Source organism: Enorma phocaeensis, from assembly GCF_016901575.1.
GTDB classification, from domain to species: Bacteria; Actinomycetota; Coriobacteriia; order Coriobacteriales; family Coriobacteriaceae; genus Limicola; species Limicola phocaeensis_A.
In genome coordinates this window covers 221,225-247,634 of record NZ_JACJKQ010000001.1, presented here as the reverse complement: position 1 = coordinate 247,634, position 26,410 = coordinate 221,225, and the positions used below count along the sequence as shown (strand labels likewise).

Below are 26,410 nucleotides of genomic sequence, written 5' to 3'. Positions count from 1 at the left end.
CAATCACAGCCAGGTCACTGACCTGGCTTTTTTCATGCGCTGTCAGTCTCTATAGAACGACGCCGCCCGGAAACGTTGTCTTCCGGGCGGCGGCGGTTCAGAAAAGTCGTTGCAGTCGGCTATGCGCGAGCGGCCTTCACTTCGTAGGCAACCTTTTCAACTACCTCATCAAGTGCGATGTCGCTCCTCTCGCCTGTGGCGCGAACCTTGACCTCGACGGTGCCGTTGGCGAGCCCACGTTTACCAACAATGATTTGGTACGGGAAGCCCATGAGATCGCTGTCGGCAAACTTTACTCCAGGACGCTCGGCGCGATCGTCAAACACGACCTCGAGACCAGCGACGGCCAGATCGTCGGCAAGCTTGGAGGCGGCATCGAACGCCTCGCCCTTCTTATCAAGAGCGATGACCGCGACCTCGTATGGTGCCACCGATACGGGCCAGATGATGCCATGCTCGTCGTTGTGCTGCTCGACCACGGCTGCGAGCGTGCGGGACACGCCGACGCCGTAGCAACCCATGAGGAAGGGCTTCTCTTCGCCATTCTCGTCGGCAAAGGTTGCCCCCATGGCGGCAGAATACTTCGTTCCGAGCTGGAAGACCTGAGAGACCTCGATGCCGCGCGCGCCAGAGAGGGGCTTTCCGCAGTGGGGGCACGGGTCTCCAGCCTTCACGGTCACCAGGTCCGCCCACTCGTCGACGACAAAGTCGCGCTCGGGGCAGGCGCCCGTGTAGTGATAATCCTCCTCGTTCGCTCCACAGGCCCATTTCTTAGAGTCGCGCAGGCACTCATCGACCACAAGGCGAATTCCATCAGGCAGATTCACCGGGCCGATGAAGCCCTTGATGAGACCGTGCTCCTGGAGCTCTTCGTCGGTCATGAGATGATATGCTCCGAACAGGTGCTCAGCCTTGACCTCATTCAGCTCATGGTCGCCAGGGACAATGGCAACGACAGGAGTTCCATCCTCTGCAATCAGGGCGAGAGACTTGCGAGTGCCGTTCTCGGGGAAGCCGAAGAACGCCGCGACGGCCTCGATCGTTCCCATGCCAGGGGTGTGAACCTTGGTAAGCGTGCCGTCGCCAGGTCCCTCGGTGACGACGACGGAGGTCGTGGCGGCCTCCTCGTCGGCAGCAAATCCGCAGTCGTCACAGTAGACGAGCGCCGCCTCGCCGGCATCGGCAAGAGCCATGAACTCGACCGACGTGTCGCCGCCGATCTGTCCGGAATCTGCGACGACGGGCAGGGCGTGGAGCCCGCAGCGCTCGCAGATGTTGGCGTATGCCTGTTTCATGGCGTCATACGTCTCCTGCAGGCTTTCCTGCGTGGCGTTGAAGGAATAGCCGTCCTTCATGATGAACTCGCGGCCGCGCATAAGTCCAAAGCGGGGACGCATCTCGTCGCGGAACTTGTCTTGGATCTGATAGAGGTTCACCGGTAGCTGCTTATAGCTCTTGAGCTCGTTGGTGATGAGGGAGGTGACCGTCTCTTCATGCGTGGGGCCTAGGACGAAGTCACGGTCATGGCGGTCGGAAAGCCGCATGAGCTCGGGACCGTAGGCGTCCCAGCGACCACTCTCGCGCCACAGCTCGGCATCGGTCAGGATCGGCATGAGGAGCTCTTGAGCCCCTGCGGCGTCCATTTCATCGCGAACGATATCCTCGATCTTGCGGAGCGACCGCCATGCAAGCGGAAGGTAGCTATACAGACCAGCGGCCTGCTTGCGAATCATGCCGGCGCGCAGCAGCAAGCGGTGGCTTGCTAGCTCCGCCTCTGCAGGATCCTCCTTAAGAGTGGGCGCATAGAGGCGGGACATCTTCATGACCTGAGACATAAGTACTCCTTATGCGAGCTGGATAAAGCGGAGCCCGCGAGTGGCCGATGAAGGGTCAGCTTGCCTCAGAGCGACTCGATCTCGCGGAACAATTCATCGATGATAGCATCCTCGGGTACTTTACGCAGCACCTCGCCCCGTTTGAACAGCAACGCGGAGCCTTTGCCACACGCTACGCCCACATCGGCGTCAGACGCCTCGCCCGGCCCGTTTACGACGCATCCCATGACAGCGACCGAGATCGGCGAGGTGACGTCCTGAAGGCGACGGGATACCTCTTGGGCGATGGGTATGAGGTCGACTTGGCAGCGGCCGCATGTAGGACATGATACGAGCTCCGGCCCGCGCCGACGAATACCTAGGCATGAGAGGATGCCCCAGGCAACAGCCGGCTCTTCAACGGGATCTGCGGTAAGGGAAACCCGCATCGTGTCACCGATGCCTTCGGCAAGGAGAACGCCGAGCCCCACGGAGCTTTTAATAGTGCCTTGCAGAGAGGTGCCGGCCTCGGTGACGCCAAGGTGGAGCGGAATGTGTGGAAGCTCACGCGATAGGGACCGATACGTCTCAATGGTCGTGGGGACGTCGTGCGCCTTTGCCGAGAGCACGATATCGGTAAAGGCGCGATCTTCGAAATGCTGCACGAAGCGCACGGAGGAGTCTACGAGCTTCTCTGGAAGGGTGAGGCCGTCCTGCTCGGCAACCGAGCGTTCGAGCGAGCCCGCGTTCACGCCGATTCGAATGGCGACGCCCGCCTCCCCCGCCGCATCGATGACCGCATCGACGCGCGACCAGTCACCGATATTGCCCGGATTGATGCGGAGCTTCGCCGCCCCTGCATCGATGGCGCACAAAGCAAGCCGGTAATCGAAGTGGATGTCTGCGATGATGGGGACAGGGCTTTCTGCGCAGATGCGGCGAAAGCTCTCTACGGCTTCTCGCGAGGGCAACGTTACGCGTACAAGGTCGCAGCCCGCATCAACGAGCTCATGAACTTGCGCGAGGGTCGCATCGGCATCCGTGGTCCGCGTGCAGGTCATAGACTGCACGCGGACCGGGGCGCCGCCTCCTATGGTCACCCCGCCAACGTTTACCTGGCGTGTCTTTTCGCGCGGGAGCATGGCCATCGCTGCCTCCTACATAATGAACCGCAGGATATCGCCGCGGAGCAGATATACGAAAAGCAGTCCAAAAATGCCGACACCTACATACGAGATGACGTTCTGGACCTTTACAGGCAAGGGGCGTCGAATCACCGCCTGAATGATTTCGATGACGAGCTTTCCGCCGTCGAGCGGAGGAATGGGAAGCAGGTTCATGAATCCTAAAGAAAACGAGATGAGCGCTCCAAAGGTCAGATAAGTCGCCGGACCGGCAGCAGCCGCCTCTGCTGACATGACGGAGATGCCGACGATCGAGGTCGACCCATTGAGAACCTCCATGGTGCGGGCGGGATTGAGCAGCTGCGCCACCGATGTGCCCGTCATGTAGACATAGGCCCCAGCGAGATGTGCGGAATCTATCGGGTTGAGGTGGACGACCGTCGTCGATTGGGAGATGCCGAGGGATTGACCCTCGGTGACCGAGACCATCGCATCAAATTCGGAGCCGTCGCGCTCATAGGTGATGGCAAGCTCGTCGCTGTCAAACTCTTGGGCAGCCTGCTGGATGTCGGACCAGGTGCTGACGTCCACCCCGTCAAAGGAGAGGATGACATCGCCCGTCCTGAGGCCGGCATCGTAGGCAGGGGTGCCCTCTTCGACCACGCCGACCTCGGTCGAATCGACCGGCACGGTGACCCCCACGATAGAATAGATGCTCATGAGGAGCAAGAAGCCGGAGAGCAGGTTGACCGCAATGCCGGCGACAAGCATGAACGCGCGTTTCCAAAAACCTTTTCCGAGGTAGGTATGGGAACGCTCTCGAGCATAGAACTCCTCATCGCTAAAGGGCGGCTCCCACGGCTCGCCCTCTGCAGTTGCTCCCGAGCGCTCGAAAGCCTTGCCGTCATAGATGGTGTTGCCTGCGGCATCTCTGGGCATCGAAGCATACGTTGTCGGATAGTATTTGGATGAGGGGCCCTCCCCCTTTTCGGGGTCATATGCCGGAGCAAGGGCGCCCCATCCTAGAAGCTGGACGCAGGCTTCCATCGCAGCGTCTTCGTCGATGGAAAGTTCCGTAGAGATCTCCTCGACAGAAAGCTTTCCGCGCCTATGCACAAGCCCCAAGACTTGGGGCGCGTGCTCGGCTGGAGATGGATCCATGCCGCAGATCATGGCGTAGCCGCCTAGAAGCAGCGGGGTCACGCCGAATTTGGTACCGATGCGGCGCGACACATGATGAAGGTTGAACCTGCAGGGAAGACCAAGGAAGAACTCGGTCACGCGCACGCCGCAAGCACGCGCGGCAAGGAAGTGCCCGCCTTCGTGAACCCCTACGAGTACAGACAGGGTAAGCAGACCCCAAAATATCGGGCCGATGACGCCAAGTATGGTGTCCATAAGACCTTCCAATCAAATCATGAGCGGCGGGAGAGCACCTCGCGAGCTCGAGAACGAGCCCATGCATCGATATCCAGGAGCTGATCAACAGAGGCGACGGGCATGACCTCGTGGTCTTCGAGACAGGCCTCGACCGTCGCGGAAATATCCGTAAAGGCGCACTCCCCCGACAAAAACGCTGCGACCGCGATCTCGTTTGCGGCGTTGAGAACGCAGGGCGCCGTACCGCCTGCGCGGCCAGCCTCTTCTGCAAGACGAAGACATGCGAAGGCTTTGTCGTCGGGCGATGCAAAGTCAAGCGATCCCAGAGTACGATAGTCGATGCGCTCAGCAGGCGTATCCCAGCGCTCGGGATAAGAAAGTGCGAACTGGATCGGAATGCGCATATCGGATGCACCGAGATGAGCGATGACCGAACCGTCGACATATTCAACCATAGAGTGGACCTTCGACTGGCGATGTATGAGCACCCGTATGTCATCGATGCCGCAATGGAACAGATGCTTCGCCTCGATTCGTTCGAGGCCCTTGTTCATGAGGGTTGCGGAATCAACGGTGATCTTCGAGCCCATGCTCCATGTGGGGTGATTGAGTGCCTGCTCGACCGTCACGCGGGAAAGCTCCTGAGGCGTCATGCCAAAGAACGGACCGCCTGAACAAGTGAGCCAAATGGCATAGACCTCGTCATGGCGACCAGCCGACATGCATTGGAAGAGGGCCGAATGCTCAGAGTCGACCGGCAAGAGCTGGTTGGGTCCTGCGAGCGGCATGAGCAGGTCGCCGCCCACCACAAGGGCCTCTTTGTTGGCAAGGGCAAGCCTTTTTCCGGCCTTGAGGGCGGCGATGCTCGGCAAAAGGCCTGCCGCTCCCACCACCGACACCAAGACGCAGTCCACCTCGTCAAGCGAGGCGAGCTCGCAAAGGCCCTCGACGCCACGCAGGACGTTGCAATCAGAAGGCAGGTCCTCGATGGACAAAGCCTCACCAGAGGTGAGGCAAACGTGCTTGACTGAAAACTCGCGAGCCGCAGCGGCGAGGGCCCTGACGTTGCGATGCGCCGAAAGCGCCACCACCTCAAGACGTTCGGCATGCTTGCGGCAGACATCGAGCGCTTGCGACCCAACAGAACCGGTGCAACCCAGAATCGCCACACGCGTCCGAGCGCATTCCGTCATATAACGCCTCCGATAATCAACAAAAGCTGTGCGGTGATAGACCCGAATATAAGAGAGTCATTTCGATCGAGCATACCGCCGTGTCCGGGTATCAGGTTACCCGAATCTTTTACGCCTACGCCGCGCTTGATGCGGGATTCGATAAGATCACCGAATACCCCGAGGATGGACACGATGACGCCACAAAGCATCGCGTAGGGAATGTTCAGACGGTAGAGACCGGTCACAGCGAGAATGCACCACACGATGACCGACCCGACAATTCCTCCGACAAAGCCTTCCCAGCTCTTGTTCGGAGAGATTTTCGGAACCATTTTGTGGCGTCCGATCTTACTTCCCACAAGATAGGCGAATGAATCGGAGACCCATAGCGACGCACAGATGCCGACGGTGAGCAATGCGCCGGGAAAGCCCGGCACAGCGTCACGCAGCAGCACGACCGAGGAAAGCATATAGCCGGTATAGACCGGCCCCATAAGGGTCACGGAGACGTCAGCGATGCGGCAACGCGGTGAGAAGACATACCAAAGGCCCACCGAAAGCACGAGAAGGAAGAGCGCGGCGCTCAAAAAGTGGGAATCTCCAAGCGCGGCGACCGGGAAGAGCGCGGCGGCGGGAAGTCCCAGTACCGTGTTGGGCATCTTGCCGTCGCGCTTCATCATGTCAAAGAATTCCGTGCAGCACAGCCAGCTTACCACCGCGATGAAGATGGCCGTGCTGATGGTTCCTCCGAGCAAGCAGCCGATAAAGATGCCGACATAGAGCAGCCCGTAGACAACGCGGGTCATAAAGCGAGAGAACGCGCTGTCAGGATTCTGCTCGCCTTGGCGCAGGCGGCGTCTGGACTGTTGGTCTGGTGCGTCCATGCTCAGCGCCCCTTTGCACGCGAAAGGCCACCGAAGCGACGGTCTCGATGCTGGAAAGCCAGGATGGCCTCAACCAAGCCCCAGCGATCGAAGTCGGGCCAATAGGTATCGGTGATGTAGAACTCGGAATAGGCGACCTGCCAGAGCAAGTAGTTAGAAATGCGAAGCTCGCCAGAGGTCCTGATCACGAGTTCAGGGTCAGGCAGGCCGGCCGTGTAGAGCTCGCCCGCAATCGAAGCCTCGTCGATGTCATCCGCAGAAAGCTCCCCCGCCGCAACTTTGTTTGCGAGCAGGCGGGCGGCGCGAGCGATCTCGGCGCGGCCGCCATAGTTGACGGCGAGCGCGAGCACCATGCCGGTGTGGTCGCGCGTCTCAGCGAGGCCGTATTCAAATACCCGGCGCGTCTCTTCAGGAAGAGACGAGATGTCACCCAGAAAGAGCACCTTCACGTTTTCTCGATGCAGCAGAGGGAGCTCTTCGATAAACGTTTTAGCGAAGAGATGCATGAGGAGATTGACCTCAGCCTTGGGACGCGACCAATTCTCGGTAGAAAAGGCATATGCAGAAAGGACGTCCACGCCAAGGCGAACGCAGGCAGTGATGATCTCGCGAAGCGAGACGATGCCGGCCTTATGTCCCTCACCCCGCGATAGGCCGCGCGACGTTGCCCAGCGGCCGTTGCCATCCATAATGCATGAAATATGACGCGGAACCCGCGTGCGATCGAGCGCGTTGAGGTCGATCGACGCGGGCGGGTCCGCAAAAAATGTCTCGAAGGTCGAATCGTCCACCTAGATCTCCATGACCTCTGCTTCTTTAGCCTTCAGAAGCTCCTCGATCTTTGCGATGTAGGCATCGGTATGCTTCTGCACCTTGGCCTGCTCGCGACGGACCTCGTCTTCAGAAAGCTCTTCGTCGCGGTCAAGACGATTGTTGAAATCGCGACGGATGTTGCGGATGGAGACGCGTGCCTGCTCGGCAAGCTCGCGGCACTCCTTGACGAGTTCACGGCGACGCTCCTCGGTGGGTGCCGGGAAGGGCAGGCGCACCACGGAGCCATCGGAGCTTGGCGTGATGCCGAGATCAGAGGCGCTGATGGCCTTGACGATGGCGTTGAGCAGCGCCTTGTCCCATGGCTCGACCATCAGCATGTGGGCTTCGGGCACCTTGACGGCGGCGACCTGTGTGATGGGGGTGGCGACGCCGTAGTAGTCAACCGTGATGTCGCCAAGGATGTTGGCGTTGGCACGACCGGTGCGGACCTTCGCGAAGTTGTGCTTCAGGGCCTCGATGGTCTTATCCATGTGCTCGGTAATCTCTGCCATGTCTAGTCCTCCTGTACGACGACGGTTCCGACGGGTTCACCCATGAGGGCGTGCTTGATGTTGTCTTCGCCCTCGATGTTCAAGACGATGATGGGCATGCTGTTGTCCTGGCACAGCGCGGCAGCGGTGGAATCCATTACCTGGAGACCGCGGACGAGGACCTCATGGTAGCTGATGTGGTCAAAACGCTTGGCGTCAGCGTGCGTGACCGGATCCTTGTCATAGATGCCGTCGACCTTCGTGGCCTTGAGGAGGCAGTCGGCGCCAATCTCGCACGCGCGAAGGGCCGCAGCGGTGTCTGTGGTGAAGTATGGGTTGCCGGAACCGGCGGCAAAGATGACGACCTCGCCCTTCTCGAGATGGCGCATGGCGCGACGACGAATGTAGGGCTCGCAGACCTCGTTCATCTGGATGGCGCTCATGACGCGGCATGCGCTGCCGCCGCGCTCGAAGGCGTCCTGCAGGGCGAGAGCATTCATGATGGTTGCAAGCATGCCCATGTAGTCCGCCTGAGCACGGTCCATGCCCTGGGCGGCACCGGCCATTCCGCGGAATATATTGCCTCCGCCGACGACGATGCCCACTTCGATGCCATCGTCAACAAGCTCTTTGACTTGACGTGCAAGGCGGTCGGTGACCTTGGGATCGATGCCGTAGCCGCCCTCCCCCATGAGCGCCTCACCGGAGAGTTTGAGCAATACGCGCTTGTAAAGATACTGGGACAAGGGTCCTCCTTAGATTGAATCTTGCACCATCATAGCAAAGATGCTGATGACACTCATGAAAAAGCAGGCCATAGGCGAACCTACAGCCTGCTCATTCGACATCGATGCGATGAACTAGTTGTTCTCGCCGCGCTCGAGACGATCGAAGCCGACGATGGCGATGGTGTCGCCGAGCTCCTTGCTGACCTGAGCAGCGTACTGGCTGATGGTCATGTTGGAATCCTTGATGAACTCCTGCTCGGTGAGCACGCAGCCCTTGTAGAACTTCTCCAGACGGCCAACGGCCATCTTCTCCTGGATAGCCTCAGGCTTGCCAGACTCTGCAGCCTGGGCCTTGTAGATGGAGACCTCGTGATCGATGACCTCCTGCGGAACGTCCTCACGGACTGCGCAGATGGGCGACGTGGCGGCAACCTGCATGGCAACGTCGTGGGCGAAGGTCTTGAAAGCGTCGGCGGCGCCGGTCTCAGGCTTCTCGAAGGAGAACTCGACGAGAACGCCGATCTTGCCACCCATGTGGATGTAGCTGGAGATGGCACCGTGCTCCGGCTTGCGGGAAGCGAAGCGCGTGATCTTCATGTTCTCGCCGATGACGTGGATCAGCTCGGTGAGGGCAGCCTCGACGGTCTCGCCGTCCATATCGGAGGCAAGCAGCGCCTCGACGTCTGCAGGCTCGGTCTCGGAGACCTGCTGGGCAACGCGGGCGGCAAAGCCGGTGAACTTGGGGTTGGAGCCGACGAAGTCGGTCTCGCAAGCGACCTCGACGAGGGCGCCGGCAGTGGCATCCTCGGAGACGTAGGCGCCGATAGCGCCCTCGTTGGTGGCGCGGCCTGCCTTCTTGGCAGCAGCGGCCAGGCCGTTCTTGCGCAGGACGTCGACGGCGACGTCCATATCGCCATCGGCCTCGACGAGGGCCTTCTTGCACTCCATCATCGGAGAGTCGGTCATCTCGCGGAGCTGCTTGACCATTGCGGCGGTGATCTGAGCCATGGGTGATCCTTTCAATCGATGAGGACGAATCGATGGATACGACTGCTAGAAACTACTCGGCGGCAGGAGCCTCTGCGGCCTCGGCCTCGGCAGCGGGGGCCTCGCCGGCCATCTCGGCCTCAGAGATCTGCTCCTTGCCGGCGCCGGACAGGCACGCATCGGCCATCAGCTCGCACATGAGGGTGACGGCGGAAATGGCATCGTCGTTGCAGGGGATGCCATAGGTGACCTCGTCAGGATCAGAGTTGGTGTCGATGAGGGCGACGACCGGGATGTTGAGGCGACGGGCCTCCTTGATGGCGTTCTCCTCGCGCTTGGTGTCGATAACGAAGAGCGCGGAGGGAAGGCCCTTGAGATCGCGGGCGCCACCGAGGTTGGTCTGGAGCTTGGCGAGCTCCTTGCCGAGAACAGCCTGCTCCTTCTTGGGCAGAACGGCCATGCGGCCGTCGGCGACCATGGCCTCGAGCTCCTCCATGCGGTTGATGCGGGAGCGGATGGTAACGAAGTTGGTGAGCATGCCGCCCAGCCAGCGCTGGTTGATGTAGGGCATGCCGGCGCGCTCGGCAGCGGCCTTGACCGGCTCCTGGGCCTGCTTCTTGGTGCCGACGAAGAGCACCTTGCCGCCCTTGGCGGCGTTGCGCAGGAAGGTGTAGGCAGCATCGGCGTTAACGATGGTCTGCTTGAGGTCGAGAATATAGATGCCGTTGCGCTCACCGAAGATGAACGGCTTCATCTTGGGGTTCCAGCGACGGGTCTGGTGGCCGAAGTGGCAGCCGGCCTCAAGAAGGGTGCGGATATTGATCTTGGTAGCCATATAAACCTCCTGTGGTTTGCCTCCGCGCGGGGTCGGCCTCCCGCGAACACCCTGGACATGGCTGGGTCCCGGGCACCACGACGTGGGAGTAGCCGCGCGTGTGTGATGAACATGTCGCTGCCTGTGCAGCAACCTCATGCATAATAGCAGCTGCTGCACGCATTGCAAACGTCAGCTGGATAAATACAAAAATAGGTTTGATGGGTTCGCTCGATGCGGGCAGCTACCCTCGCGGGTGGGCCTGGTGCACGGCATTCTTTAGCCGCTCGGGCGTCAGGTGCGTATAGAGCTGCGTCGTCGAAAGGCTCGCATGCCCCAGGAGCTCTTGGACGCTCCGTAGGTCCGCCCCGCCTTGGAGCAAGTCGGTCGCAAAGGTGTGACGCATCGTATGAGGCGTTATATCGCTTGGAAGCCCGGCTTTTCGGGCCAGCACCCGAAACCGATAGCGGAGGGCGTCTGCGTTCATGGGCTTGCCTCGCCGTGATATAAAGAGCGACTGGGCCTGTGTGGAAGCAGCATCTCCGGCAGCGGCCAGCAGACGTCCCCTCGGGCCGTCGAGATATCCTTCAAGGGCAGACCATGCCCTGCGATATACGGGGACGATACGTTCTTTCGAGCCCTTGCCGAGGAGCCTTACGGTTCGCTCGGCGGGAGCAAACGAGTTAAGCCTGAGCCCCGCCAGCTCGGAGATGCGGGCGCCGGTTGCATAGAAGAGCTCCAGCATCGCGCGGTCGCGGACCCCGTCGTCACACGTCAGGTCAGGCGCCTCGAGCAGGCGTTTCATCTCCTCATGCGAGACCGTCGACGGAAGCGATCCGGGGGTTTTCGGCGTTTGAATGGTCGATGCGACATCGGTGTCGACAAGCTCTTCGACAAGCGCCCATCGAAAGAACGAGCGAATGGCGGAAAGGTGTGAGGCGACGGTCCGCGGGGCGTATCGCGCCATCTTTAGCTCGGCAAGATAGCGGCGGAGGTCTTGGACCGAAACGTGCAATGCGTCCCTATCCGTGCGCCTCGCCCAAGACGCATACGCTTCAAGATGCCCGCGGTATGCTCGGACCGTCTGCGGAGACGCCCCCTCCATCTGCGACAGGAAGCATGCGAAGCGATCGATTGCGATCATCGCGTCGTCGTCCGCCGCATCATGGGTGCTGGTCGCGACAGGCGATGAAGGCCTGGCATCGCTAGACATGGAAAAGGTCAGCTCTCGCCTGAAGGTAGGAATCGAGGTCTTTGAGGGCTCGATCGGCATAGGCTGCGTATCGCTCGCGCTTCCCGCGGCGCTTTGCGTCCTCAAGTGGAGGAACGAGGCCGAAGTTTACATGCATGGGCTGATATCCGACGGTTTCTGGATCGGTCGCATATGCCACGAGGGAGCCGAGGGCGCCGGTCCGCGGCAGGCTGACTGCAGGAGTCCCCGCAAGGTCTGCCCACGTGTTAAGCGCGGCGAGAAGGCCCGAGGCGACGGCCTCCATGTAACCTTCGGTACCGGTGATTTGACCCGCCAGGCGAACGGTCGTTCCTGGAACGGCAAAGGTGCAGTCGAGTACGTGGGGCGCATCGACGAAGGTGTTGCGATGCATGACGCCATACCGGAAGAATTCAGCGTTTTCCAGGCCTGGAATCATGCGGAACACGCGACGCTGCTCCGGGAAGGTCAGGTTTGTCTGGAATCCCACCAGATTGTAGGCGGTGCGCTCTGCATTCTCGGCACGCAGCTGCACCGCCGCCCAAGGCCTGCGGCCCGTCCGGGGATCGGTGAGCCCCACCGGCTTCATGGCGCCGAAGCGAATGGCGTCTTTGCCCGTTCGGGCCACCTCTTCTGCTGGCTGGCACGCTTGGAACAGGTCCCCGCCCTCAAAGTCTTTCAGAACGACGCGCTCCGCATGTACGAGGGCGTCGATGAAGCTCTCATATTCCTCACGATTGAGCGGAGCGTTGAGATAGTCTCCCTCCCCCGCCTCACCGTAGCGAGACTGAGAGAAGAGGACGTCGCGATCGAGGGTGGCGGCGTCTACAATCGGGGCGGCAGCGTCAAAAAACGCGAGCGAATCACCTCCAACCAAATCGTGGAGGCGCGCGCTGAGCGCGGGCGACGCGAGCGGTCCCGCCGCAATGACGACCCGACCCTCTGGGATATCGGTGACCTCCTCGCGGATGACCTCAATTCCCTCTTGTTGGGCGACAAGTTGCTCCACTTCTCGCGAGAACTGCTCGCGGTCGACCGCGAGCGCTCCGCCGGCAGGGACGGAAGCCTTCTCTGCGCACGACAATAGACATGAACCCATGCGGCGCAGCTCTTCCTTTAGAAGGCCCGCCGCAGAATCCAGCCTGGTTGCCTTAAAGGAATTCGAGCATACGAGCTCTGCAAGGTTGGCCGTATGGTGAGCCGGCGAGGAAACCCGTGGACGCATTTCAAAGAGTCGCACCCGCACCCCGCGCCGAGCCAGCTGCAACGCGCACTCGCTACCTGCGAGGCCGCCGCCCACCACGGTCACCATGTTTACCGTCATGTCCCCATCCTTATCCTTGCCGTCGCGTTTGGTCTCTCCCATTGTGCCCGAAGGTGGTCTGCGCGTGAAGCGCCGCCTCCGAAGCACCATAGCGGCCGTCAGGTAGCTGGGAGATCAGTCCCCGCACGACGAGCGAACCGATGAGCTGGACGCCACCCATGGCATCGGTATTCGCGAGGCGTGCGATATCGTCCGATCGCATGGGGGAGGCTATGAGCGCTTCGAGGACGCGTCGCTCGACGGGATCGTCCGTCGACGCCCCCGCTGCCCTTGTCGCAGTCTTTCGGAGCGTCCCAAATATCCTTGATATCGCGACCTCGAGCGACTCTTGATCCGCGACGCAGCACGCCCCCTCAGAGATGAGGTAGTTGGTCCCACATGACTGCGCCGAAAAGATCGATCCGGGTGCGGCGAGAACCTCGTGCCCAAGCTCGAGCGCCGCTTCGGCAGTGGAGAAGGTTCCAGATGGAAGGCCGGCCTCTCCTATGAAGACGGCGCGAGAGAGAGCGGCTATGACACGGTTTCTGCGCGGAAATGCCCACCGTCGGGGGTGCGTGCCCCAGGTATCGAGCGATACGATGGCGCCGCCCTGCTCCAATGTGCGCTTGAGCAGGTCTGAGCTGCTGCGAGGGTACACGACGTCCGCGCCGCAGCCGAGCACGGCGACATGCGTCCCGCCGCAATCAAGCACCTCTCGGCCGCCAGCCTGGTCACATCCAAGAGCTCCGCCGGACACCACGACGATGCCGGCTTCAGCCGCAACGCGGGCAGCGAGCTGCGAGCACGCGATGCCGTATGGCGTGGCAACCCTGGACCCGATGATGGCAAGCGCGGGACGCCCCAGGACTTCAGGATCGCCTCGTACATAGAGCCTGTCAGGCGCGTCGGAAAGTCTCTCGATATCGGCTGGATATGCGTCCGACCCCCGCTCGATCACCCATCTCCGATCGTCAGACCATTCCGTCATCGCTCTCTTCTCCCCTGGTATACCGCCGCTTCCATAACGTGTTCAGCGGCAACGCATGGCTTTTCTGCCATATCCGCAATCGCCCGCGCGATGCGACCGAGCCTCATGATTCCCCTGCCGGTAAGATGGGTCGCCTCTGCCATAGACAGCAGGGCATCATATGCGTCGTCCGCAAGGTTGAATCGCCTCGCCGCGTCGCCCGGAGAGCTTCCCGCAGGTTTCGCATGCACCTCGTCATCGTTAAGGCCGCGCCATGACCTGAAGGCACGCCCCCGCTCGACCGTTTCGCGCAGCTCTGCCGACGAGGCGCCCTCCGCCCCCTCGAGAATCACCCTTGGGTCGGGTCTGTGTACGTCGAGGAGGAGGTCGATGCGATCCATAAGCGGTCCCCCGAGCTTCGCGCGATAGCGCTCGACTGCGGCGGGCGCGCAGCTGCAGGGCACGTCGTCGTCACCGAGATACCCGCAGGGGCAAGGATTGCTTGCCGCGAGGAGCCTGAAATCGCAGGGAAAGCGATAGAGGCCATCCGCCCTGACGATGCGAACCTCACGGTCTTCAAGCGGCTGGCGCAGCAGCTGAAGAATATGGGTGGGAAACTCGGCGAGCTCGTCCAGGAAGAGCACGCCGCCATGGGCGAGCGATATCTCTCCAGGGCGAACGGGTCTCCCGCCTCCCACCAGTCCTGCTGCAGAAATGCTGTGGTGCGGGCTTCGAAACGGGCGCCTTCCCACGAGCAGCCCCTCTATGCGCTCCCCTACAACGGAATGGATGCATAGGGCGTCCTGCATCTCGCGTGCCTCGAGATCGGGCAGTATCGTCGTCATTCGTCGGGCGAGCATGGTCTTTCCGGAGCCGGGCGCACCCACCATGAGCACCCCGAGGTCGCCGACGGCTGCCACGGCGAGCGCACGCTTAATCGCCTCCTGACCCAAGACGTCCGAAAAATCGAGGGGCTCCTCGCAGTCGTTGCGTGTCGGACTCATGCGAATCGCATGAAGCCCGGTGCCGACACCGTGCGCGATGTCTCTAAGATTCGAAAGCCCCTCATGCGCTACCCCATCGAACGAAACGTGTGACCCGCTCAAAGGGCCCACGAACATCAAAGAACGGTCTCGCGCCAACAATTGGTATGCCACCTCGCCCCTGATGGGGTTGACGCCTCCGTCCAGGGCAAGCTCTCCGGCGAAGAGGCAGCGGTCGAGTCCATTGAGGGGAATCTGTCCTGACACCGCGAGAATTGCGACCGCTATGGGAAGGTCGAGGCCCGATCCGGTCTTTCGCATATCGCCGGGAGCAAGGTTGACCGTTATGCTTGCACGGGGAACGCTGAACCCGGAAGACTTGATGGCGCACCGGATGCGCAATCGCGCCTCGAGGACGCCGGAGTCTGCCATTCCGACGAGCACGATATTGGGCATGCCTGCCGAAACGGAGACCTCGACCGTGACGGGCTGCGCCTCGACTCCCCGAATGCAGGCTGCATGCACCGAATATACCTGGGCGCTCACCTCCCCGCCTCCCACCCGAAGACATCGAAGTAGTGGCTAAGGTCGGCATCGTTGTCGCCAATGATGGTTATGGCGATCACATCGAAGCGCATGGACAGCACCGGATAGTGTTCCATGATGTAGCAGGCCGCGATGCGTCGATAGCGCCTGCGCTTCGCATTATCTACCGCCTCTTCGGGAAAGAGCTGGTCGGAGGCGCGGGCTCGACGCGTCTTGACCTCTACCAGAACGATGTCGTCGCTTTCTGGGTCATATGCGATGAGGTCGGCCTCGCCCTCGGGACAGCGATAGTTATGTTCAAGGACTTCGTAGCCTCGAGCATCCAAATAGCATGCCGCAAGCACCTCGCCGAGCGAACCCAGCGATTTCGAGCCGAGAGCGGCCACTTCTTCAGGAGTAAGATCGTCGATCGTCCGCACTCCCGCTTCATAGAAGTCATCGAAGCCCATCGTCGAGACCTGGCCGTCAGATGTATCAGACATGGCTTGCTCCCTTCCTGAACGGTCGGACCCATCTTCAGGGGCCGTTCTTTCTCGAGGGAGCGTTGTTCCTTGCCCAATTCTTTCTTCAGGCTCGCCACAATCTAACAACACGCACGGCAGCGCAGCTCACAGGGAACGTATGCTTGCAAATGACGGCAGGTGCGTCATTAGAACAATCGAGCGGTCTCCAGGAAGTTTCCACAAAAGCTCACGCGGTGCTGGTCTGAGAGTCCCCGCTCTCGAATCGCAGCGATATGCTCGGGTGAGGCGTATCCTTTGCATTGCGCAAAATGATATGCGGGGTAGTCGGCATCAAGCTCAACCATAAGCTCGTCTCGCGTCACCTTGGCAACGATGGATGCGGCGGCGATGCATGCGACACGGGCGTCGCCATGAACTATGTCGCGCTCGCCTCGCACAGCATGGAGCGGGTTGCCATCCATGAGGACGCTATCTGGGTCAATGCCCGTATCGGCTACGGCATTTGCAACGGCTCGCCTCAAGGACGCCCCCATGCCGATCTCGTCGATCTGGGAAGCGGGTATGTGGCAGATGCCGATTGCGGTGGCAACCTCCGCTATGCGTGCAGCCAGAACCTCGCGCCGTGTGGGCGTGAGACGCTTGGAATCATCGATGCCCCAGATGATGGGATCATCAGGAAGGCAGACGGCGCACACCGTAAGAGGGCCAGCCACCGCTCCCCTACCCACCTCGTCGACACCCACGATGGTTCCCGGACCGCCGAGCTCGCGCATCGCTGCATACATGTCGCGTACGCGAGCCCTCTCTGCCCGCTCGCGCTCGAGGCGTCGCGCTGCGCGCTCGCACGCCTTTACCACCTGGACGCGTGGATCTTCCCGGTAGCGATCGATGAGAGCTTGGAGCTCTTCAAGCGGAGCGCTGCCCAATTCGGCTGCGATCTGTGCGGCAGGTGCCGAACTCGTCATGTTAGCCATAGCCTTACCTCCAAGGCACACTTGGGAACCAATCGCCATTGTGTCATGAAAAAGGGCCGCCCGAAGGCGGCCCTGATATGGTTCTAGCGAAGAACGCTTAGCGTTTCTCGGGGATGCGAGCAGCCTTGCCCACCTTGTTGCGGAGGTAGTAAAGCTTGGCGCGACGAACACGACCGTGACGGACGACCTCGAGCTTGGCGATCTTGGGGCTGTGAAGCGGGAAGGTGCGCTCGACGCCGATGCCGAAAGAGATCTTACGGACGGTAAAGGTCTCGCGGGAAGAGCCACCGCTCATGCGGATGACGTCGCCCTGGAAGACCTGGATGCGCTCACGGTCACCCTCCTTGATGCGATAGTGCACCTTGACGTTGTCGCCGACGCGAACCTGGGGGATGTCCTCGCGGATGTCCTGACGCTCGATGGCGCGAATGTAGTCCATGGTTTCCTCACTCTTCTAGAGGTGCCGCACCCGTAAGCCGGCACGTAGGTTGACAAACGAAACTAGTATACGCAAATTCACAAACGGTTCAAGTAGAGATTTCAGGGAGAAGCCCTAGAAACCGGGATGCATCTCGTCTTCAGCCGTCTCTGGACTATACCCGTGCAGAGCGCGCCCAAAGATTCGACATCCCGGTCTGAACCGAATTATTTTTTCGCGAGCGCGCCGATGTTCGCAACGCCTGCAAACACCGCTTCGAAGCGGTTGAGCAGCTTGAGGCGGTTCTCGCGTAGCGACATGTCCTCATCCATGACCATGACGTCCTCAAAGAAGCGATCGATGGGATCGCGCAGGGCGGAAAGCGCGGCAATGAGCGCGCTGTAGTCCTTCTCCTCGAGCGCCGTCTTGACGGTGTCGCGAGCGGAATCGGTTGCAAGCAGAAGCTCGCGCTCTGTGTCGCCCATGAGCGCCTCGTCGACATCGGTGCCGAGCGACGCGTCTGCAAGATGCGAGGCACGTGCATATGCGGTGGCGAGATTCTCGAACGTCTCCGGGGCATCCTTGCGGGCGTCTTGCAATGCGTGGGCAAGGGCGAAGTAATCGACCGGACAGGAGACCTCGCCCGCAGAAACGGCAGAGACGACGTCGGCGGAAATCTTCTCCTCGCGCGCCATCTGCTCCATGCGGCCCTTGATGAAGGCGCACACGTCTTGGGAGACGGCATCCTTGTCGAAGGCAAGCCCCTGCTCGGCATATGCATCAAGTGCGGGGCCCACGAGCTCTTCGTAGCCGCAGCCCAAACGATGGCGCAAGATGTTGAGCACGCCGATGGCGGAGCGGCGAAGCGCGAAGGGGTCCTTCGATCCGGTGGGAGGCTCGCCGATGGCGAACATGCCCGCGATGGTATCAAGCTTGTCTGCCACGGCCACCACGCAGCCCGCGACGCCTTCGGGCAGCTCGTCGCCGGCGAAACGGGGACGGTAGTGGTCGCGTATGGCAGCTGCGACCTCGGGCGACTCGCCTGCAGCGAGAGCGTAGTAACCGCCCATGACGCCCTGCTGGCTCGTAAACTCCACGACGGCGGAAGAGACGAGGTCCGCCTTGGCGAGATGCGCGGCGCGCTGGGCGTCAGATGCGGTCTGCGCGCCAATGCGTGCAGCATGAGCGATGGCAAGAGAGAGGTCCTCGATGCGCTCAGACTTTTGCAGAACGCTCCCGAGCTTCTTCTGGAAACCGACCTCGGCGAGGCGGGCGCGGAACTCCTCCATCGAGACCTTCAGGTCTTCGTCGTAGAAGAACTTGGCGTCATACAGGCGGGCGCGAACAACGCGCTCGTTTCCATCGATGATGCGCTCGGTATTCTCCGGGCGACCGTTGGAAACCACCACGAACTCGCGTGTAAGGTTGCCCTCTGCGTCATAGATGGGGAAATAACGCTGGTTGGAAAGCATGGACTCGCAGATGATCTCATGCGGCACGTTGAGGAACTCCTCGTCGAAGGTGCCGACCATGACGGTGGGCCACTCACAGAGATTGACCACCTCGTCGAGGACCTTCTTCGGAGTGTCGACATGCGCGCCCCCGCGCTCGGCTTCTACCTGCGCGATGCCCTGGGCGATGACCTCGCGGCGGCGCTCCTCAGAAAGGACGCCGGCCTGCTCGAGAACCTGCTCGTAGACAGCCGGCTCTGCGACGACATGCTCGCCCGGTCCCAAGACGCGATGGCCGCGGGTGGTGTTTCCGCTCTGAACGTCGGCATAGGTAACCGGAACGACCTCGCCGCCCAGCAGCACGCACAGCCACCGGATGGGGCGAACGAAGGTCTCATGGGTTGATCCCCAGCGCTGGCTGCGGTAATTGGGCCACTGCAACGAAGATATGACCTTTTGGCACAGGTCGCTCAGTATCGGCGTGGCGGGACGCGAAGGAATGCTCTTCTCAGCAAAGACATACTCGCGGCCGTCGGTGTCCTCGCGACGCACGAGCTCTTGGGGCTCGACGCCGCACTTGCGGGCAAATCCCTGGGCGGCTTTCGTGGGGTTGCCTTCGGCATCGAACGCGATGGTCGCAGCCGGTCCGCGCTTGACCTCATGAACCTCATCTGTAGCGATGGCGACATCGCTGACGAGCGCGGCGAGGCGACGGGGCGAAGAGATGACGCGGACCGCTCCATGGGAGAGCCCGGCAGCGGAAAGGCCCTCGTCGACGAGCGTCCCCAGCTGCTTGACAGCATTGATGAGCGGCGCCGAGGGCATCTCCTCGGTGCCGATTTCAAACAAGAAGTCGCGCGTTTCGGCCATCTTAGGCCACCTCCTTCGATTCTGCGCCGTCATGCTTTCCTGCGACCTCGGCAAGGTAGGCCTCGCAGCAGGCTTTGGCAAGGGTGCGCACGCGCAGGATATAGTTCGCACGCTCGACTGCAGACAGCGCGCCGCGGGCATCGAGCAGATTGAATGCATGGCTGCACTTCATGACGCAGTCATAAGCGGGAAGCGGAAGCGATTCATCGAGACAGCTGTGGCATTCGCGCTCGTAGTCGTCGAACTTCCCGCGCATCATCTCAACGTTGGCTACCTCGAAGTTATAAGCAGAGAACTCTCGCTCGTTCTCCAGGAACACGTCCCCGTAGGTCATGGTGCTTCCGTCGGGGAGCTTGCTCCATACGAGGTCATACACCGAATCGACGCCCTGGATGTACATGGCGAGTCGCTCCAGGCCATAGGTGATCTCGACCGGGACCGGATCGACTTCGATGCCGCCGACCTGCTGGAAATAGGTGAACTGGGTTACCTCCATGCCGTTCAGCCATACCTCCCAGCCAAGGCCCCAGGCACCGAGCGTGGGCGACTCCCAGTCGTCTTCGACGAAGCGAACATCGTGCTCGGCGGGGTCGAGGCCGATGGCCTTGAGCGAGTCGAGATAGAGCTCCTGCGAGTTCGCCGGGGACGGCTTGAGCAACACCTGGAATTGATAGTAGTGCTGCATGCGGTTGGGATTCTCGCCATAACGACCGTCCGCGGGACGACGGCAGGGCTGGGCGTAGCACGTGCGCCACGAAGCGGGGCCGAGCGAGCGAAGCGTCGTGGCGGTGTGGAACGTTCCGGCACCGACCTCGGAGTCGTACGGCTGCATGATCACGCAGCCGTGAGAGCCCCAATACTGTTGAAGCTCAAGGATGATCTCCTGAAAGGTGAGGGCCTGTGTCTCCATGCCCAGTCTCCCCTCTCTCAAAGTTGTACATGTTTCGGAGGCGCACATAAGCTTGGCGCCTCGCGGCCATCGAACAGGATACAGCAGAATGGCCCGGTAGGCCCCTATTGAACGAGACCTATGCGGTCAAGCGGCCAAAAGCGGAAAAGCGCCACTGCGACGAGGTTCTCTTTGGGCACCGCTCCAAAGTAGCGCGAGTCGGCCGAATCCTCGCGGTTGTCGCCCATGACCCAGATGCAGCCCTCGGGAACGGTGTAGGGGTAGGATATGCTCACCCCCGGCGCCTGGCTCGCTAGCGGCCAAGACTCACCTTGGGTATAGGACTCGTCCAAGGCCTGTCCATCCACATAGACCTGCCCGCCCTCCAGGTCGACCGTCTGGCCCTCGGTCGCGATGACGCGCTTGACCAGGATGTCATGGTCACTTGTCGCCTCGGGGTTGCGGAAGATGACGATGTCCCCCTGCTTGACGTCGATTCCCAGCTCGACCGTCACCTTTTGCCCCATGATCGTGTCGCCGATCTGGATGGTTTGCTCCATAGAGCCGGTGGGAACCACGTAGGGCTCGATGACAAAGGCGCGCACAAGCATCATGAACGCGAAGACCACCACAAAGATGGCCACCCACTCCACGACCGCCCGTACGACGGAAGTCTGATGCGTCTGCATGCTAAGCCTCCTCGTGTCTAGCTGTTCGAACCATGATAGCGCTCGAGCAGCTCCTCGGCGCGCACCCGTTCCGCTTCGCTCAGACACGCGGTCTCGATAAGGTCCGGACGCCATCGACAGGTCCTCTCAAGCGCGTCGGCGCGGCGCCAGGCATCGACCTTCGCATGGTCCCCCGAAAGCAGCACCTCAGGGACACGCATGTCGCGAAATTCAGCGGGACGCGTATATTGGGAATACTCGAGAAGACCGCCGTCATCACCCGTTGCAAACGACTCGTCTTTATTGCTCATCTCGTCGCCAAGTGCCCCCGGGAGAAGCCTTACGACCGCATCCATGACCACCATGGCGGGGAGCTCCCCGCCGGTCAAGACGTAGTCACCGATAGAGATGCACTCGTCAGCAAGCGAATAGGCGCGTTCGTCCATGCCCTCATAGCGGCCGCATACAAAGAGCAGGCGGTCATAGGACGCCAAGCGTTCGGCGGTCTGCTGGGAGAAGGGCACTCCGCACGGAGTAAAGAAGACGACGTGGGAGCGCGGGCCATCTTGGGAAATGGCCTCGACGGCCTCAAAGATCGGCTCAACCTTCATAAGCATGCCCTGGCCGCCACCATAGGGCTCGTCATCAACCGTTCGGTGGCGGTCATGCGTCCAATCACGCAGATCGAATGCTTGGAACTCAAATAGTCCGGCCTTGCGCGCTCGTCCCAGAATGGAGGTCGACATGACCGGCTCAAACATTTCAGGAAAGACTGAAAGAGCCTGCAATATCATGCGAACACCTACGCTTTCGACCCAAACGCATCGCTGGAAATGAGACCGTCCATGATATGGGTGCGAAGCGCACCTGTCTCAGGAATCGAGTCGACGGCATCCTCTATGACGGGGATCAGCACCTCGCCAAAAGGTCCGTCGTCGACAACCCAGACATCGTTGGCGGGCGTCTCCAAGATGTCGCGAATCCTACCGAGGCTACCGAACCGGTCGTCAACGACCTCGCGGCCTCGGAGCTCGTCGAGCGAAGCGTCGAGCGGACCGTGCTCAACCTCGCCTTCGCGTGCCAGCATATAGCACCCGACGATGCCCTCGGCATCGGTAAGCGAATCTATGCTCGAAAACTCGACCACGAATTGACCTGCCTGATCGCGCACCGAGAGCACATCGCAAAAGCGGTCACGCTTTAAGGCAGGTGGCGTGAGCGCCACCGACATGCCTGGGTGAACAAGAAAAGGAAGGCCGCGCAGCGCCTCTGCGACGACCTCCCCCCGTCTCCCGTGGGTACGAACCACACGGGCTATGTTGCGATACCGAACCGTCAAAGCTTCCTAACCTAAAACCTCGACCTCGACAGATGTGTCGAGGCGCGCAGCGAGCGCGCGTGCAAGCGTACGGATTGCCTTGATGGTACGCCCACGCCGACCGATGACCTTTGCCACATCGTCCGATGCGACGGAAACCTCGATGGTCGAGGAACGATCGGCGTCGATGACCTCCAGACTTACCGAATCCGGGTCATCGACGAGGTTGACCACAAGATACTCGACCAGATCGGCGATCTGGTCTGAGAGCATGGCCTCATCCTCGTAGGAGTCATTCTGCTCGGCAGACACGTGTTACTCCTCGGCGCCCTCGGCGGCAGCCTTGGCGGCCTCGGCCTCTTTGGCAAGCTGCTTCTTGGACTTCTTGACGGCAACCTCGGTCTTCGGGCCCTCCTCAGCAGCCTTCACGAGCGCGGCGACGGCGTCGGTGAGCTGAGCGCCCTTGGACTGCCAATCGGCAATCTTCTCAAGGTCGAGGTTGATGGTCTTGGGGTTGGTCAGCGGGTTGTAGCGACCGACCTCCTCGATGAAGCGACCATCGCGGGGCGAACGGGAATTGGCCACGACGACACGATAGTACGGACGCTTATGAGAGCCGTGACGAGCGAGGCGAATCTTGACTGCCAATGAAAACTCCTCCTACCAAGCAGCATGACAGCTGCAACGACAGACAAACAAACGGAAATGATACGCCAAGGGATGGAGCAGGTGAAGAGCTTGCGGCATCTTCTTCGGAATATCCCTAAAGGCAGCTCCATATTCTACGCATGAATCTCGCAATTGCAAACGCTTTACGCCCAGACCGTGGGGTTTTGGGGGAATTGTGAGGGATCGGGACATGCATGCGCGCCTCGATGCGAGCAAAACCGGCCGCTGACCCTTCGTGCGATCTGGGGGTATACTGAGACCATGAACACAGGCGAACACACATACGATATTCTTGGCCCATGGGAAGGTCCCGCGGTTGGTCTGATGGACCTCGATGCCTTTTTCGCAAGCGTCGAGCAGCTCGACCACCCCTCGTGGCGCGGGAAGCCCGTTATCGTCGGCGGTTCCCCTGAAGCACGGGGCGTTGTCTCCACCGCCTCGTATGAGGCGCGCCCCTATGGCGTGCACTCTGCGATGCCCTCTGCCCAGGCCGCCCGGCTTTGTCCCGACGCCATCTGGACAAGAGGGCACTTCGATCGCTACCGAGAAGTGAGCGCTCGCGTCATGGCGGTCGTGGAAGACGAAACGCCCTACCTCGAGCGCGTTTCCATCGACGAGGCGTTCTTTGATATCTCACCAGGGAGATACTCAAAGGAGCATCCCATCACCATCGCTCGCCGCATCCAGGAGAGAGTGTCGGCGATCGGGGTCACCTGCTCGATTGGTCTCGGGTGCAACAAAACGGTTGCAAAGATTGCGAGCGAGCGTGACAAGCCCCGCGGACTCACGGTGGTCATGCCGGGCACGGAAGCCAGTTTTCTGGCGCCGCTGCCTGTCCGGGCCATGAGCGGCATCGGCAGCTCTGCCGAACGGGCACTTGGAAAAGTGGGCATACACACCCTCGGTCAGCTCGCCGCCGCATCGATTTCGCGCCTCTCCCCCATCTTTGGCGTCAACGCCGAGGCCATGCGGCAGCGAGCGGCCGGATTGGAGCGGAGCGCCGTGCGACCGGTCGATGCGCCCGAAGACGTGAAGTCGGTAAGCAACGAGCGAACCTTCGCGCACGACCTGACCGAGCGATCGGATGTCGACGCGGCGCTTGCCCTGCTGGGAGAATCCGTAGGTCGCCGCCTGCGAAAGCGCGGACTTGCCGGTCGGACGGTGACCGTCAAGGTGAAATACTCATATGGTTCGGGCAGAACGATACAGCGCAAGCTCCCCCATCCGACCGACGACGAGCATGTGTTTGTGAGGGTCGGTCGAGAGCTTCTCGATGAGCTTTGGGGGCCGGGCACCCACATACGCCTGCTCGGCATCGGCGTGAGCGATTTCGATCTTGACGGAGGAATCCAGACAGACCTCTTTTGCGAGGTAGATGAACGCGGGGCCATGGCCAGCGAGCGCAGGGGATTATCCGTCGCCGTCGACCACGTGCGAGAGCGGTTTGGCACAAGCTCGGTGACGTTTGGCCGGGCGACGCGCTTCTCGGATGAGGTAGTGCGCTCCGATAAGCAGCGATAGCGCCACAGTCAGCCGTCTGCAGCTCGCATCATACGCGACCAAGGCGTCATGAGGCGCGTCAAACAACATGCGCCGCACGAAGGCGGCGCATTGCAATCAGCCAGGTTGCCTCTAAACGAGCTCGAGCTCCAGCTCGGGGGCGTCGCCCCAAAGCTTTTCGAGGCGGTAGTAATCACGCTGCTCCGGCGTGAACACGTGAACGATAACCGAACCGTAATCCATCAGAATCCAGGCACGCTCATCGCGTCCCTCGATGGAGAACGGATGCTCCCCGCACACCTTCGCGACCTTCTCCTCGACCTCATCGACGATGCTGTCCACAAGGCGGCTGTTGATGCCCGTGGCGATTACAAAGTAGTCGCAAACGTCCGACAGCGTGGTCAGGTCAAGAACGCGAATGTCTTCGCCCTTCTTGTCGTAGGCAGCCTGAGCGGCAACGCGTGCGACCTGCTCAGCGGACACGCCCGAAGCAGAAAGAGATGCCGCCGTGCGGTCGACAGAAGAACCGAAGCTCTGTGCGCGCGCCTCTTCAAGATCGCCCTCGAAGTCCACGACATCCTCAGCCTCAGCGCCGTCGAACACCTCGTCGGTTACCATCTCGTCCATACCTTCCTGAGTCATGCATGACCTTTCTCGTTTGTGCGCTCAAGCGCATAGTGGTTGTAAATCTCGGTAGCGGTGGGATAAAGATACCGCCCCGTCGTGAGAACGTATACCAGACCCTGAGAGAAACAAGAGAAGAACAGCTCTCTGAGAGAGACCTCTCCCACCTGGGATCTCAGACGATCGGCATAATCGCCGCGACGACCCGGCTCGATGGCATCGGCGATAAAGACCACCATGTCGAGCGGCGTCATGTCGCAGGCGCCAACCGTATGACGGGCCACTGCCTGAAAGACCTCAATGGGCAGCTCGGGGAACAGTTCGGGCAGCTCATAGGCAGCGACCATGCCGTGCAGAAGGGGCGTGGCGAGGGCCGGGGAACCAGAAATCTCGATACCATAATGAAGCGCGCGGGCAACGAGCTCTTCGTCTGGGACAACCTTGTCCCAGTCATGGATGAGGCCGGCGACGGTCGCAAGGTAGGGGTCGACGCCGTATGCCTGGGCAAGCGCCGCCGCACAAGACGCGACGCCGAGCGAATGAATGTGACGCTTGCGAGCGTCCTTCATGCGTACGGCAAGCAAGTCCTTGATGCGGTCGATTTCCCGCGCCTCGTCCCCCTCAAAGGTGACCTCGGCGTTCCACTCTGCTGCCATTAAGCCTCATCCCCCTTGCTGCTGCCGGCACGCCCCTGTCGATACAGGCCGTTCTTTCGAATGAACCCTATCACAGATTCACTCGTAAGGTAGCGCACGCTCTTGCCTTCGCTCACGCGCGTGCGGATGTTCGTCGAGCTGATTGCAAGCGCCGGTATCTCGATATAGCGGACATCGAACGGATACCCCGACCCCTCGATGCGCTCACATGCCTGGTTGATGTCATAACCTGGCCTGGTGGCGGCGATAAGCGTGGCGAGCCGAGCGATATCACGGGCATCGTGCCAGAGAAGAATATCGAGAATGGCGTCGGCGCCCGTGATAAAGAACAGCTCGACGTTGTCGGGATAGTATGAACGAAGCTCGCGCAAGGTGTCGACCGTATAGGTCACTCCCGGGCGATCGATCTCAAAGCGACTTGCATAAAACGCCGGGTTCGCCGCGGTGGCGAGCACGGTCATGGCATAGCGGTCCTCGGCGCCCGTCACATGCTTGTCCTGTTTGAAGGCGGGATTTCCCGAAGGCATGAACAGCACCAAATCCAAGTCGAGAGCCTCGCGCGCCTGTTCGGCGGTCACGAGATGCCCGTAATGGATGGGATCGAAGGTGCCGCCCATGATGCCGAGCCGGTAGACGCGATTCGGGTCTTCACCAAGTTCGGGCAGCGATTGGCGCGAGATGCCGTCCATC

At 61.0% G+C, this 26,410-nt stretch carries 28 protein-coding genes; 1 reads left to right on the top strand and 27 read right to left on the bottom strand.

The window, feature by feature from the left end:
- Window positions 1–119 precede the first annotated feature (119 nt).
- The 24 genes from H6A15_RS01045 to rpsP all read right to left on the bottom strand — a co-directional run bounded on the left by H6A15_RS01045 (window position 120) and on the right by rpsP (window position 22,919).
- Window positions 120–1,835: a proline--tRNA ligase gene (locus tag H6A15_RS01045; protein WP_275060804.1), complete on the bottom strand. Its 1,716-nt coding sequence runs from the start codon at window positions 1,833–1,835 to the stop codon at window positions 120–122.
- Between the two features lie 65 nt (window positions 1,836–1,900).
- Window positions 1,901–2,962, bottom strand: coding sequence for a flavodoxin-dependent (E)-4-hydroxy-3-methylbut-2-enyl-diphosphate synthase (gene ispG / locus H6A15_RS01040; protein ID WP_204671507.1), 1,062 nt, complete (start codon window positions 2,960–2,962; stop codon window positions 1,901–1,903).
- Window positions 2,963–2,971: 9 nt separating this feature from the next.
- A complete protein-coding gene (locus H6A15_RS01035; RefSeq protein ID WP_204671505.1) occupies window positions 2,972–4,336 on the bottom strand; it encodes a M50 family metallopeptidase in 1,365 nt (454 codons plus the stop codon).
- 17 nt (window positions 4,337–4,353) lie between these two features.
- Window positions 4,354–5,511 carry a 1-deoxy-D-xylulose-5-phosphate reductoisomerase gene (dxr, locus tag H6A15_RS01030; protein WP_204671503.1) on the bottom strand — a complete coding sequence of 386 codons (1,158 nt, stop codon included), beginning with the start codon at window positions 5,509–5,511 and terminating at the stop codon, window positions 4,354–4,356.
- Window positions 5,508–6,377 carry a phosphatidate cytidylyltransferase gene (locus H6A15_RS01025; RefSeq protein ID WP_239462235.1) on the bottom strand — a complete coding sequence of 290 codons (870 nt, stop codon included), beginning with the start codon at window positions 6,375–6,377 and terminating at the stop codon, window positions 5,508–5,510. The genes dxr and H6A15_RS01025 overlap by 4 nt, the downstream gene beginning before the upstream one ends.
- A 2-nt stretch (window positions 6,378–6,379) precedes the next feature.
- Entirely contained in the window at window positions 6,380–7,168 is a 789-nt protein-coding gene (locus tag H6A15_RS01020) for an isoprenyl transferase (RefSeq protein WP_204671501.1), read from the bottom strand.
- Window positions 7,169–7,702 (bottom strand): ribosome recycling factor, encoded by a 534-nt coding sequence (gene frr / locus H6A15_RS01015; protein WP_204671498.1) that lies wholly within the window; start codon window positions 7,700–7,702, stop codon window positions 7,169–7,171.
- A gap of 2 nt (window positions 7,703–7,704) precedes the next feature.
- Entirely contained in the window at window positions 7,705–8,427 is a 723-nt protein-coding gene (pyrH, locus tag H6A15_RS01010; RefSeq protein WP_204671496.1) for a UMP kinase, read from the bottom strand.
- Window positions 8,428–8,541: 114 nt separating this feature from the next.
- Entirely contained in the window at window positions 8,542–9,417 is an 876-nt protein-coding gene (gene tsf / locus H6A15_RS01005) for a translation elongation factor Ts (protein WP_204671494.1), read from the bottom strand.
- 52 nt (window positions 9,418–9,469) lie between these two features.
- Complete coding sequence (gene rpsB, locus H6A15_RS01000; protein ID WP_204671492.1) at window positions 9,470–10,231, bottom strand: 30S ribosomal protein S2; 762 nt, start codon at window positions 10,229–10,231, stop codon at window positions 9,470–9,472.
- A gap of 223 nt (window positions 10,232–10,454) precedes the next feature.
- Entirely contained in the window at window positions 10,455–11,423 is a 969-nt protein-coding gene (locus H6A15_RS00995; protein WP_239462234.1) for a tyrosine recombinase, read from the bottom strand.
- Window positions 11,416–12,744: a methylenetetrahydrofolate--tRNA-(uracil(54)-C(5))-methyltransferase (FADH(2)-oxidizing) TrmFO gene (gene trmFO / locus H6A15_RS00990; RefSeq protein WP_204671861.1), complete on the bottom strand. Its 1,329-nt coding sequence runs from the start codon at window positions 12,742–12,744 to the stop codon at window positions 11,416–11,418. Before trmFO ends, H6A15_RS00995 begins: the two co-directional genes overlap by 8 nt.
- Window positions 12,745–12,754: 10 nt before the next feature.
- Window positions 12,755–13,711, bottom strand: a complete 957-nt coding sequence (locus H6A15_RS00985; RefSeq protein ID WP_204671490.1) for a DNA-processing protein DprA — start codon at window positions 13,709–13,711, stop codon at window positions 12,755–12,757.
- Window positions 13,708–15,219 (bottom strand): YifB family Mg chelatase-like AAA ATPase, encoded by a 1,512-nt coding sequence (locus tag H6A15_RS00980; protein ID WP_204671488.1) that lies wholly within the window; start codon window positions 15,217–15,219, stop codon window positions 13,708–13,710. Before H6A15_RS00980 ends, H6A15_RS00985 begins: the two co-directional genes overlap by 4 nt.
- Window positions 15,216–15,701 (bottom strand): YraN family protein, encoded by a 486-nt coding sequence (locus tag H6A15_RS00975; protein ID WP_239462233.1) that lies wholly within the window; start codon window positions 15,699–15,701, stop codon window positions 15,216–15,218. The genes H6A15_RS00980 and H6A15_RS00975 overlap by 4 nt, the downstream gene beginning before the upstream one ends.
- Window positions 15,702–15,868: 167 nt before the next feature.
- Window positions 15,869–16,657, bottom strand: coding sequence for a ribonuclease HII (locus H6A15_RS00970; RefSeq protein ID WP_204671480.1), 789 nt, complete (start codon window positions 16,655–16,657; stop codon window positions 15,869–15,871).
- Window positions 16,658–16,754: 97 nt separating this feature from the next.
- On the bottom strand, window positions 16,755–17,096 hold the full coding sequence (rplS, locus tag H6A15_RS00965; protein ID WP_204671478.1) for a 50S ribosomal protein L19: 342 nt from the start codon (window positions 17,094–17,096) through the stop codon (window positions 16,755–16,757).
- Between the two features lie 206 nt (window positions 17,097–17,302).
- Window positions 17,303–19,396, bottom strand: coding sequence for a glycine--tRNA ligase subunit beta (gene glyS, locus H6A15_RS00960; RefSeq protein ID WP_204671476.1), 2,094 nt, complete (start codon window positions 19,394–19,396; stop codon window positions 17,303–17,305).
- Window position 19,397: 1 nt separating this feature from the next.
- Window positions 19,398–20,306 carry a glycine--tRNA ligase subunit alpha gene (locus H6A15_RS00955; protein WP_204671474.1) on the bottom strand — a complete coding sequence of 303 codons (909 nt, stop codon included), beginning with the start codon at window positions 20,304–20,306 and terminating at the stop codon, window positions 19,398–19,400.
- Between the two features lie 104 nt (window positions 20,307–20,410).
- Window positions 20,411–20,974 (bottom strand): signal peptidase I, encoded by a 564-nt coding sequence (gene lepB / locus H6A15_RS00950; RefSeq protein WP_204671472.1) that lies wholly within the window; start codon window positions 20,972–20,974, stop codon window positions 20,411–20,413.
- A 17-nt stretch (window positions 20,975–20,991) separates the two neighbouring features.
- Window positions 20,992–21,747, bottom strand: coding sequence for a tRNA (guanosine(37)-N1)-methyltransferase TrmD (trmD, locus tag H6A15_RS00945; RefSeq protein ID WP_204671470.1), 756 nt, complete (start codon window positions 21,745–21,747; stop codon window positions 20,992–20,994).
- Window positions 21,748–21,755: 8 nt separating this feature from the next.
- Window positions 21,756–22,262, bottom strand: a complete 507-nt coding sequence (locus H6A15_RS00940) for a ribosome maturation factor RimM (protein ID WP_342635776.1) — start codon at window positions 22,260–22,262, stop codon at window positions 21,756–21,758.
- A 36-nt stretch (window positions 22,263–22,298) separates the two neighbouring features.
- On the bottom strand, window positions 22,299–22,544 hold the full coding sequence (locus H6A15_RS00935) for a KH domain-containing protein (protein ID WP_204671857.1): 246 nt from the start codon (window positions 22,542–22,544) through the stop codon (window positions 22,299–22,301).
- Between the two features lie 42 nt (window positions 22,545–22,586).
- Window positions 22,587–22,919 (bottom strand): 30S ribosomal protein S16, encoded by a 333-nt coding sequence (gene rpsP, locus H6A15_RS00930; RefSeq protein ID WP_204671466.1) that lies wholly within the window; start codon window positions 22,917–22,919, stop codon window positions 22,587–22,589.
- A gap of 282 nt (window positions 22,920–23,201) precedes the next feature.
- Here rpsP and dinB point away from each other — a divergent pair, with 282 nt between their 5' ends.
- Window positions 23,202–24,461 carry a DNA polymerase IV gene (dinB, locus tag H6A15_RS00925; protein ID WP_204671459.1) on the top strand — a complete coding sequence of 420 codons (1,260 nt, stop codon included), beginning with the start codon at window positions 23,202–23,204 and terminating at the stop codon, window positions 24,459–24,461.
- 111 nt (window positions 24,462–24,572) lie between these two features.
- On the opposite strand, the gene rsfS is transcribed toward dinB, so the two are convergent.
- Genes rsfS through nadD form a run of 3 tightly spaced genes read right to left on the bottom strand, consistent with a single transcriptional unit; the run spans window position 24,573 to window position 26,409 of the window.
- A complete protein-coding gene (gene rsfS, locus H6A15_RS00920; protein ID WP_204671449.1) occupies window positions 24,573–25,067 on the bottom strand; it encodes a ribosome silencing factor in 495 nt (164 codons plus the stop codon).
- An 11-nt stretch (window positions 25,068–25,078) separates the two neighbouring features.
- Window positions 25,079–25,720: a bis(5'-nucleosyl)-tetraphosphatase (symmetrical) YqeK gene (yqeK, locus tag H6A15_RS00915; protein ID WP_239462232.1), complete on the bottom strand. Its 642-nt coding sequence runs from the start codon at window positions 25,718–25,720 to the stop codon at window positions 25,079–25,081.
- Window positions 25,720–26,409, bottom strand: a complete 690-nt coding sequence (gene nadD, locus H6A15_RS00910) for a nicotinate-nucleotide adenylyltransferase (RefSeq protein WP_204671439.1) — start codon at window positions 26,407–26,409, stop codon at window positions 25,720–25,722. Before nadD ends, yqeK begins: the two co-directional genes overlap by 1 nt.
- Window position 26,410 lies beyond the last annotated feature (1 nt).